The sequence below is a fragment of the Porphyromonas sp. HMSC065F10 genome, from assembly GCF_001808555.1.
In the GTDB taxonomy this organism is placed as follows: domain Bacteria; phylum Bacteroidota; class Bacteroidia; order Bacteroidales; family Porphyromonadaceae; genus Porphyromonas_A.
The window spans coordinates 29616-38145 of sequence record NZ_KV793797.1 but is presented as its reverse complement, the minus strand read 5'-3'; the positions used below and the strand labels follow the sequence as shown (position 1 = coordinate 38145).

Annotated in this window: 9 protein-coding genes; 8 read left to right on the top strand and 1 reads right to left on the bottom strand. The window is 61.2% G+C overall.

All coding sequences use genetic code 11. From position 1 onward, the window contains the following. Nucleotides 1-160: 160 nt before the first annotated feature. The 6 genes from HMPREF2890_RS05895 (at nucleotide 161) to dapA (ending at nucleotide 7369) form a co-directional block, all read left to right on the top strand. Nucleotides 161-1264 carry a DUF4837 family protein gene (locus HMPREF2890_RS05895; RefSeq protein WP_070466528.1) on the top strand — a complete coding sequence of 368 codons (1104 nt, stop codon included), beginning with the start codon at nucleotides 161-163 and terminating at the stop codon, nucleotides 1262-1264. After that, complete coding sequence (gene pdxA / locus HMPREF2890_RS05890) at nucleotides 1261-2373, top strand: 4-hydroxythreonine-4-phosphate dehydrogenase PdxA (RefSeq protein ID WP_070466526.1); 1113 nt, start codon at nucleotides 1261-1263, stop codon at nucleotides 2371-2373. The genes HMPREF2890_RS05895 and pdxA overlap by 4 nt, the downstream gene beginning before the upstream one ends. Continuing rightward, on the top strand, nucleotides 2370-3344 hold the full coding sequence (locus tag HMPREF2890_RS05885; RefSeq protein ID WP_070466524.1) for a diacylglycerol/lipid kinase family protein: 975 nt from the start codon (nucleotides 2370-2372) through the stop codon (nucleotides 3342-3344). The genes pdxA and HMPREF2890_RS05885 overlap by 4 nt, the downstream gene beginning before the upstream one ends. Before the next feature lie 17 nt (nucleotides 3345-3361). Continuing rightward, entirely contained in the window at nucleotides 3362-3949 is a 588-nt protein-coding gene (gene yihA, locus HMPREF2890_RS05880; protein WP_070466522.1) for a ribosome biogenesis GTP-binding protein YihA/YsxC, read from the top strand. A gap of 12 nt (nucleotides 3950-3961) precedes the next feature. After that, the gene (locus HMPREF2890_RS05875; protein WP_070466520.1) at nucleotides 3962-6337 is read left to right on the top strand and encodes a glycoside hydrolase family 95 protein; all 2376 of its coding nucleotides are present in this window, start codon (nucleotides 3962-3964) and stop codon (nucleotides 6335-6337) included. 111 nt (nucleotides 6338-6448) lie between these two features. Beyond that, on the top strand, nucleotides 6449-7369 hold the full coding sequence (dapA, locus tag HMPREF2890_RS05870; protein ID WP_070466518.1) for a 4-hydroxy-tetrahydrodipicolinate synthase: 921 nt from the start codon (nucleotides 6449-6451) through the stop codon (nucleotides 7367-7369). A 140-nt stretch (nucleotides 7370-7509) separates the two neighbouring features. Here dapA and HMPREF2890_RS09100 read toward each other — a convergent pair whose 3' ends face one another. Continuing rightward, nucleotides 7510-7671, bottom strand: a complete 162-nt coding sequence (locus HMPREF2890_RS09100; protein ID WP_168160423.1) for a hypothetical protein — start codon at nucleotides 7669-7671, stop codon at nucleotides 7510-7512. Nucleotides 7672-7715: 44 nt separating this feature from the next. Here HMPREF2890_RS09100 and tnpA point away from each other — a divergent pair, with 44 nt between their 5' ends. Beyond that, nucleotides 7716-8174 (top strand): IS200/IS605 family transposase, encoded by a 459-nt coding sequence (gene tnpA / locus HMPREF2890_RS05865; RefSeq protein ID WP_070466516.1) that lies wholly within the window; start codon nucleotides 7716-7718, stop codon nucleotides 8172-8174. Nucleotides 8175-8346: 172 nt separating this feature from the next. Then, nucleotides 8347-8530: hypothetical protein (locus tag HMPREF2890_RS09095; RefSeq protein WP_210394778.1), on the top strand; the 184-nt coding region annotated here is incomplete at its 3' end.

Below are 8530 nucleotides of genomic sequence, written 5' to 3'. Positions count from 1 at the left end.
GCACCCTTCGGGTGCCTCACGGATGAGCCCCCTTGGTATATGATTACCCCAATACTCAAATGCGGCACCACTGATCTCCTCCGAAAGGCCGCCGGAGGTGTGGGCGCTTTTCGGTACATTTGTAGGTGGCAATCATTTCTCCTCCATATATAAATATAGTATGACACGCAGATCTCTCACCTATATCGTGGCGCTGCTCTCAGCCCTACTCCTCCTCTCCTCCTGCAATGGGAAGAAGCGGCGGAGCACCACCAGCGCCACCGGCAATGCCCTCAGTCTGATCGCCGTCGTCCCTGACGGCAACATAGACAATCAGGCATTACGGGACAGCATCACCTTCTACTTCGGGCAGCCGGTGACGATCCTGCCGCAGCCGGAGCCAATGACGGACATCTCCTTCGTGGAGGCGTCCAACTTCGTCTCCTTTGTCCGCCGGGTCCGCAACATCCTCTACGTCTCGATCGACCCGGAGACCTACAGCGGTCCCTCCGTGGGGCTGTCGCGCAACGACTACGCCTCCGGGCAGCTGATCATCCACGCCAAGGGACGCAACCTCGAGGACATCTACACCCTCCTGCAGAGCCGGGGAGATCAGCTGGTCCAGCTGATCTACACCGAGGAGTTGAAGCGCCGGCAGGACTACTTAGAGCAGACCTTCTCCAATCCCATCCGTCAGCTCATCGAGGACTCCGTCGGCGTGACGATGAATCCGCCCACGGGACTCGACTTCACAAGGGCACAGAGGGGACTTGTCTGGGCATCCAATATGGATCAGTCCAAGCGGATCGACCTCGTCGTCTACTCCATCCCCTACCGCAATCCCAATACCTTCACCGAGGAGTACTTCACCGAGCTGCGTGACTCGATCCTCGGGAGCATCATCACCGGGAAGTACCCCGGCAGCCAGATGACGACGACGAAGCGGGATGCTCCGCCCTTCAATTACTACCACGGCATGACCTACCTCGGGGACTACCGAGGCGAGCTGAGGGGGCTCTGGGAGATGACGAATGATATGATGGGCGGCTCCTTCGTGATGCAGGGAATGCTGGATAAGAGTGGGCGAAACTTAGTCATCGGTGAGGTCTTCATCTACGCACCCGGTGAGAAGCAGCGGAATATGCTGCTGAATGCGGAGGCGAGCCTCTACACGATCCGCCCGATAGGGGCAGACTTCAGGACACATAAGATGCCCAATACCATAGACGAACTTGTCGTCACCCCCACACCCGATGGCGTGGAAGAAGAGATACCGACAGAATGAGTAAGCCGGAAGATAATAAAAGGAAAGAGCAAGCGCTCCACGAGACCACTCCGCGCGTCGGACTGACGCACGGGGACTTCAATGGCATCGGCTACGAGGTGATCCTCCGATGCCTCGCTGACAGCCGGATGCTGCGCCTGATGACGCCGGTCCTGTATGGCTCCGAAGCGATCTACAATTACTACAGGAAGCGCTTTACCCTCGACCTGCCCGAGAGGCTTCACCGCATCCATCACGCCGATGAGGCGCGCGAGGGAGAGATCAACATCGTGGAGACCGATGCCAGCGGGATTGACCTACACGTCACCCCCGGTGAGCCCACACGGGCTGCCGGACTGCTCGCTGCCCGCGCACTGAGGGATGTGGCCGAGGATCTGGTCGCCGGGCGGCTGGATGGGGTGGTGACCGCACCGATACACAAGGATATGACGACGGGGTCGGAGTTTCCCTTTACGGGACACACGGAGTTCTTCGCCTCCTACTTCCCCGATAGCCACCCGCTGATGCTCTTCACCGAGCCGTCAGGGATGCATGTGGCACTGGCGACGATCCACGAGCCCCTCTCGGCGGTCCCCTCGCTGATCACGAGGGAGCACTTAGTGGCCTCTATCGTGACGCTGGAGCAGTCGCTGATACGAGACTTCGGCATCGTCAAGCCCCGCTTAGTCGTGATGGGTCTCAATCCTCATGCTGGGGAGAATGGTCTCATCGGGCGTGAGGAGCCGGAGGTGATCGCCCCCGCCATTGAGGAGGCGTGGCAGAGGGGGATACAGGTCTTTGGCCCCGTGGCTCCGGATGGGCTCTGGGGGAGCGGCAGCTACCGCACCTTTGACGGCATCCTCGCAATGTATCACGATCAGGGGCTGATCCCCTTTAAGCTCCTGGCGATGGACACGGGCGTCAATGTCACCACCGGGCTCCCGATCGTCCGCACTTCGCCCGACCACGGCACCGCCTACGACATTGCCGGCCGAGGGATCGCCGATCCGCACTCCTTCCGCTCGGCGATCTACACCGCCATAGACATCATCGCCAGCCGCCGCAGCTACAACCGGATCACGGCTGACCCTCTGCCCACCAGCATCATCTCCGACGAGAGACGCCCATGAAGTACCTCCTGATCATCAATCCGGTCTCCGGCCCCGACGCCAATGCGATCGAGATGGCGTCGAGGGCGGTGTCTCTGCTGTTGGAGCAGGGGCACGAGGTGACCTGCTTCGTCACCCGGGAGCCGGACGATGCCTACCACCGCGCTCTCGACCCGGGAGACGCTGATGTCATCGTGGTGATGGGGGGCGACGGGACCGTCAATGAGGTGGGCCGTGCACTCATCGGCACCGACACGGTGATGGGGATCCTGCCCAATGGGAGCGGAAACGGGCTCGCACGTGAGCTCCATATCCCGATGGATCTGGAGCCGGCGATCGAGGTGCTGCTACGCCATGAGGTGCAGCGGATCGACACCGGGCGGGTCAATGGGAAGCCCTTCCTCTGCACCTGCGGCATAGGGCTGGATGCAGCGGTGTCGGAGAAGTTCTCGGCCAGCAAGACCAGAGGCTTCATCAGCTACATCGCTGACACGGTAGACCTCTTCGGCCAGTACCATGCGGAGGACTATAGACTGACCATTGATGGGGAGGAGAGCGAGGTGCACGCCTACGTCGTCTCGGTGGCTAATGCATCGCAGTATGGCAACAATGCCTTCATCGCCCCGGATGCGTCGCTGGTGGATGGCATGCTTGACGTGACGGCGATTGAGGAGTTTCCGCCCGGTGAGGCAGGCTTGATCGCCTACCGGCTCTTCAGCGGCGACCTGACAGAGAGCAAGTACACCCGACAGCTGCGCGGCCGACAGATCACGATCCGGACCGACAAGTCGGTCATCTACCACATCGACGGTGATGCGATGGAGGAGACCCACGAGCTCCGGATAGAGGCGGTGCCGCGCAGCCTGAGCGTCTGCTCCGGCAGGCCTGAGGACCGAGATAAGACGATCTTTGACTTCCTCCACACGGTGCGCAGCAATGCCCAGAGGATCAGCGCCGGTGTGGCAGACCTTTTTACCCCCAAGCAACGCTAAGAAGAAACCATATACCAGTGGAAATAAAAGAGGCAACATTCATCAAGAGCAGCCGCAGCGTGGCGGAGTGCCCCGACGACGATCGTGTGGAGCTGGCGCTCATCGGACGATCCAACGTCGGAAAGTCCTCCCTGATCAATATGCTGACTCAGCGGAGGGATCTCGCCAAGACCTCCCAGACGCCCGGCAAAACCCAGCTGATCAATCACTTCCTCATCGATGACCGCTTCTACATCGTCGACCTGCCCGGCTACGGCTACGCCAAGGTGCCTAAGCCCATGCGGCAGCAGCTCGAGCGGATGATCGATGACTACGTGAGCCGGCGGTGGCAGATGTCTTGCCTCTTTGTGCTGATCGACATACGCCACGCACCGCTCCGGATCGACCTCAACTTCATCAATCACCTCGGAGTGAATAATGTACCCTTTGCCCTCATCTTCACGAAGGCAGATAAGCTCTCCAAGTCGGCTGCCCGCCGCAGCGTAGACGCCTACCTCGATAAGCTCCGTGAGGAGTGGGACGAGCTGCCGCCCTACTTCGTCACCTCCTCGCTCAAGAGCGAGGGGAGAGAGGAGCTGCTGGACTACTTCGAGTCACTTCTGTAATCCCTCACCCTTATGAGACTAAGAGACTACCTCCTACTGATCCTTACGACACTCCTCTCGCTCCCTCTCCAGGCCGAGGAGACCCCACTCAAGCTCCGCTACGACAGCCCGGCGAAGGTCTTCGAGGCGATGCTGCCGATCGGCAACGGCCGGCTCGGCCTGATGACCGGTGGCGAGGTGCGGAGCGAGCGGCTGATCCTCAATGAGATCTCCATGTGGAGCGGCAGTGCCGACAGCACCGCCTACGACATCGACGCAGTGAGCCACCTGCCGGAGATCCGACATGCGCTCCTCGACGGGGACAATCTCTGTGCGCAGAGGCTGATGTATAAGTACTTCCGCTGCGGAGGCAAGGGAAGCGGACTCCCCGATGGCGCCCACTCGCCCTACGGCAGCTACCAGATGCTCGCCTACATGACCCTCGACCACCACCTGCCTAAGGGGGCGGAGACAGGCTACCGGCGCGAGCTGGACCTACGGACAGCGGTAGCGCATACGTTCTTTGACCTCAATGGGGTGCGGTACAATCGCTCCTACTTCGCCTCGCGTAAGGACGACGTGCTGGTGATACACCTCGGTGCGGATCATAAGGGGAAGGTCTCCTTTGACCTCTCTCTCTCCCGCCCCGAGGGGGGTACGGTCGAGGGGACGGACGTGGGACTACGCCTGACCGGCTCGCTGCCGGATGGCTTTGGTGGCGAGGGGACCCACTACGAGGCGGAGGTGCGCTGCATCCCTACCGGCGGCAAGATGCGAGTGAAGGGGAGCCGCCTCTCCGTCTCCCACGCCGATGACGTGATCCTCCTCGTCGCCGCTCGGACCAACCTCATCCCCGCCGGCGGTGTCGCCCCGGAGCCACCATCAGACCGACTGGATGAGGTGGAGGACCTCGCCTACGAGACGATCTACAAGAGGCATCTCAAGGAGTACAGCCGGCTCTTTGACCGCGTGAGCCTCCACCTCGGGGCACCGACGGAGGCCGCCAAGCGGACCACCGACTACCGCATCCGCCGCTATCAGGACAATGAGGACCCCTCCCTCGCGGCACTCTACTTCCAGTACGGCCGCTATCTGATGATCTCCGGCTGTCGTCCCGACAGCTGGCCACTCAATCTACAGGGGCTCTGGGGCGAGGGGATCCAGCTGCCGTGGAATGCGGACTACCACCTCAATATCAACGTCCAGATGAATTACTGGCCCGCCGAGGTGGCCAATCTCTCCGAGCTTCATCGCTCGCTGATCGACTTCACCACCGCCCTCCGGGAGAGCGGGCAGAGGACCGCCAAGCACTTCTACGGCGCCGAGGGATGGGTGGCGCATATGATGACCAACCCCTTCTACTACACCGCTCCCGGTGAGGATGCCTCCTGGGGAGCGACGATGACGGGCGGGGCATGGCTCTGCCGCCACCTCTGGGACCACTACGACTTTACCCGCGACACCACCTACCTCAGAGCGATCTACCCTACACTCCTCGATGCGTCCCGCTTCTTCCTCTCCACGATGATCCGCGAGCCGAGGGAGGGGTGGCTCGTCACCGCACCCTCCTCCTCGCCGGAGAATGGCTTTTACCTCCCCGGTGACTCGACCCAGATCGCCTACATCTGCATGGGACCGACGATGGACACTCAGCTGGTCGGCGAGCTCTACCGCCACACGCTGCGCGCCGCCGAGATCCTCGGCACCTACGATCCCGACCTGACCCGGATGGCGAATGCCCTGCCGCTCCTCCCGCCGATGCAGGTCAGCAAGGAGGGCTACCTCATGGAGTGGCTCGAGGACTACCGCGAGATGGACATCCACCACCGCCACGTCTCGCACCTCTACGGGCTCTACCCGGGAGATGCGATCACCACACGGGAGACGCCCGAGCTGGCCGATGCGGGACGCGTCACCCTCCGGAGGCGAGGCGATGCCGGCACAGGTTGGAGCCGGGCGTGGAAGATCAGTTTTTGGGCAAGGCTCAAGGACGGCAACCACGCCGCCAAGCTCCTCAAGAGTCTCTTTGTCCCCGCCTTTGACGAGAAGGGAGAGCTGATCAATATAGGTGGCACGCTGCCCAACCTCTTCTGCGCCCACCCGCCCTTCCAGATCGACGGCAACTTCGGCGGCACCGCCGGCATTGCCGAGATGCTGCTTCAAAGCCACGAGGGGGTGATCGAGCTCCTCCCCGCCCTGCCGGACCTCTGGCACACCGGTAGCTACAGCGGACTCTGCGCCCGCGGCGGTGTGGAGGTGGACTGCCGCTGGAGCGAGGGGAAGGTGACCGAAGTGACGCTCCGCAGCCGCCTCGCCGACCCCACCACGGTGATCCTCCGCGATGCCACCCGCGACCAAGAGCAGCAGGTGACCCTCACCCCCGGCACGCCCCTCACCCTACGCCCCTAAGTCCCCGATGATCCCTGTTTTCACCAATGCCTATAGGCGGGGAGATGGCACCACGAAGAGGAATAATTCTCTTACATTTGTCTCAAAGAAATATACTATAGTACGATAGCTATGCTTACCAAAAGGATCCTATACCTCCGCGGACTCGGGACGGCGATGGTGACGCCCTTCACCGATGACGAGACGAAGAGCGTCGACTACGACCGCCTCCGCCTGCTGATCCGCCGTCAGATAGAGGGTAAGGCGGACTTCCTCGTCGCCCTCGGCACCTCCGCTGAGACCCCCACGCTCACGGAGGAGGAGCAGGACCGGGTCATCCGGACCTTCGTGGAGGTCAATCAGGACCGCCTGCCGCTCGTCGTCGGCGTCTCCTCCAATAGCACCCTCAAGGTGATCACCCGCCTCACCACGATGGACCTCACCGGCATCGATGCCGCCCTGGTGGTCTGCCCCTTCTACAATAAGCCCTCCCAGGAGGGGCTCTACCGCCACTTCCGCACCATCGCCGAGGTGTCGCCCATCCCGATCATCATCTACAACGTCCCCTCGCGCACCGGGGTGAATATGCTCCCCGAGACCACCATCCGCCTTGCCAACGACTGCCCCGCCATCATCGGCATCAAGGAGGCGAGCGGCATCGTCGGGCAGATCGATCTCGTCCGGCATCGCGCACCGGAGGACTTCTTCGTCCTCTCGGGTGACGACACCATCACCTATCCTCTGATGACCATGGGCATTGACGGCGTGATCTCCGTGATCGGTAATGCCTACCCCGCCACCTTTGCCGAGATGGTTCACCTGCTCGCTGAGGGAAGGGATAAGGAGGCGCTCCACACCCACCGGCTCCTCAAGGAGACCTTCCGTCTCCTCTTCGTGGACGGCAACCCCTCCGGAGCCAAGGCGCTCCTCAGTCTGATGGGGCTGGCACCCAACGTCCTCCGACTGCCCCTCGTACCGGTGTCGGAGAAGACCCTCGCCGCCCTTAAGTCCGAGTACAGCTCCGTCAAGGGGGATCCCGCCTTCCGAGACTGAGCCGAGATGGTGTCCCTGCAGTGCGACCCGCAAGGGGTCGGGATTGGGTTAACGACCTATCCACAGGTCTTCGGGGCTGCGCCCCTCGACCTGTGGCTAAGAAACGAGCACCCACAAGGGGTGCCTGCCCCGACAGACCCTTATCGATGGGTGACGGATCCCGCATTCATCGTCCTATACCGATGGGTGACGGATCCCGCTTTCATCGCCCTATACCGATGGGTGATGGATCCCGCCAGGGATCCACGCTTCATAGCCACAGGTCGAGCCGCGACAGCGGCGATGACTTGTGGACAGATCATCGTCCGGACCTCGACCCCTTGCGGGTCGCACTGACAGTACCGCCATGGACTGCAATCGTCACACCTACTTCTCCGCTTTTTATCACATCGTTTTCTCGACGAAGGAGAGGGAGCCGCTGCTTCGCGATGAGGTGAGAGTCCGTACACAGCAATACATAATAGGCTTCTCTAATAAGCATAATGTGCACGTGATGACCATCAATGGTATGCCTGACCACCTGCACTTCCTCATCTACGTACAGAGCCCTGCCCTCGTAATCTCTGATTACATGAGGGAGCTAAAGAAGGCAACGAACAAGCTCATCAACGAGCAGATGGGCTATAGAGGGAGATTTAGATGGCAAGAGGGGTACTTTTGTCAGGCAATCAGCAGAGAACGTGTAGACTCCTGCTGCAGATATATACAAAACCAGCAGGAGCATCATAAGAAACTCTCATTCCACGACGAATGGCTCGCCATTATGCACGGGATAAGTAATGATGAAGGGAAATCAAACTCTTAGCTGTGTCTGCGACCCGCAAGGGGTCGGGACTGGGTTAACGACCTATCCACGGGTCTTCGGGGCTGCGCCCCTCGACCTGTGGCTAGGAAACGGGCACCCACAAGGGGTGCCTGCCCCGACCAACCCTGCCCGACAGGTGCCGGATCCCGCATACATCGCCCTATACCAACGGATGACGGGTCCCGCATACATCGCCCTATACCGACGGGTGGAGGATCCCGCATTTGTTGCCACATACCACCGACCGGAGGATCCCGCATTCATCGCCCTATACCGACGGGGGGAGGATCCCACATTCATCGCCCTATACCAACGGATGATGGATCCCGCATACATCGCCCTATACCGACGGGGGG

Excerpts from the sequence above, each read along its gene's own strand:
- HMPREF2890_RS05895 (WP_070466528.1), top strand. The coding sequence starts at position 161 with ATGACACGCAGATCTCTCACCTATATCGTGGCGCTGCTCTCAGCCCTA.
- pdxA (WP_070466526.1), top strand. The coding sequence starts at position 1,261 with ATGAGTAAGCCGGAAGATAATAAAAGGAAAGAGCAAGCGCTCCACGAG.
- HMPREF2890_RS05875 (WP_070466520.1), top strand. The coding sequence starts at position 3,962 with ATGAGACTAAGAGACTACCTCCTACTGATCCTTACGACACTCCTCTCG.
- tnpA (WP_070466516.1), top strand. The coding sequence starts at position 7,716 with ATGGACTGCAATCGTCACACCTACTTCTCCGCTTTTTATCACATCGTT.
- dapA (WP_070466518.1), top strand. The coding sequence starts at position 6,449 with ATGCTTACCAAAAGGATCCTATACCTCCGCGGACTCGGGACGGCGATG.
- HMPREF2890_RS09100 (WP_168160423.1), bottom strand. The coding sequence starts at position 7,671 with ATGATCTGTCCACAAGTCATCGCCGCTGTCGCGGCTCGACCTGTGGCT.
- HMPREF2890_RS05885 (WP_070466524.1), top strand. The coding sequence starts at position 2,370 with ATGAAGTACCTCCTGATCATCAATCCGGTCTCCGGCCCCGACGCCAAT.